We start from the raw sequence: 1,058 nt of genomic DNA on the forward strand, positions 1-1,058 counted from the left end.
CTGGAGGGATTGAAACCCGGATTTGCCGCCATGCGACCCGTGCGGCGGTGAGGTCCCTGATCATCCCTGGAGGGATTGAAACCGTGTACCGCGGCATCGGCCTCCTGGCCGCCGAAGTCCCTGATCATCCCTGGAGGGATTGAAACCGGCTCAAACTGCTTCCGGCAACTCTTACACCGGCGCGTCCCTGATCATCCCTGGAGGGATTGAAACATCTCGCGGTGGACGTCGACCCGGTTGGCCTGGCCGGTTCCTGATCATCCCTGGAGGGATTGAAACCACCCCGCCCCCCGCCATAGTGGAAACAGAGTTTCGTTCCTGATCATCCCTGGAGGGATTGAAACCCTCTCCCTCCTGCGGCCCCCGGGACCGTCCCGGGGGGTTCCTGATCATCCCTGGAGGGATTGAAACCCTGCTCCCCGGCGAGATACAGGCTGCCGCACATCGGTTCCTGATCATCCCTGGAGGGATTGAAACGCGAGCCGAAGCTCAAGCGCCTGACCGGAGGCGAGTTCCTGATCATCCCTGGAGGGATTGAAACCTGCCGTAGCCGGTAAGCGCGAGCTGCTGGAGCGATAGTTCCTGATCATCCCTGGAGGGATTGAAACCCTGCCAGGAGCGCGGCCAGCCCGACGACGATCACGGTTCCTGATCATCCCTGGAGGGATTGAAACCCGACCGCCAGCAGACCGACAGCGGCGAGCGGTATCTGCTTCCTGATCATCCCTGGAGGGATTGAAACAGGATGTCCAGCAGCGCCTGGGCCAGCGCGATCCGGTCGTTCCTGATCATCCCTGGAGGGATTGAAACCGCTGCGTGATCAGGTAGCCGAACCGCTCCAGCTGCTCGCGTTCCTGATCATCCCTGGAAGGATTGAAACAGTAGTCGTAATGTGGGGGTATGCGGAAATCCCCGGTTCCTGATTATCCCTGGAGGGATTGAAACGCGGACACGCCGGCCGGTCGGCTCCAGGTTTGGACGTGTCCCTGATCATCCCTGGAGGGATTGAAACCGCCACACCGGCTGTTTGGCGCCGACGTGACAGGGGTCCCTGATCA

Annotated in this window: 1 CRISPR repeat array. The window is 61.1% G+C overall.

Annotated elements, in window-relative coordinates:
- The first annotated feature begins 52 nt into the window (after positions 1–52).
- Positions 53–1,012: direct repeats of the CRISPR family, unit length 30 nt; unit sequence GTTCCTGATCATCCCTGGAGGGATTGAAAC.
- The last annotated feature ends 46 nt before the right edge of the window (positions 1,013–1,058 follow it).

Source organism: Protofrankia sp. Cj3 (assembly GCF_917627355.1).
In the GTDB taxonomy this organism is placed as follows: Bacteria; Actinomycetota; Actinomycetes; order Frankiales; family Frankiaceae; genus Protofrankia.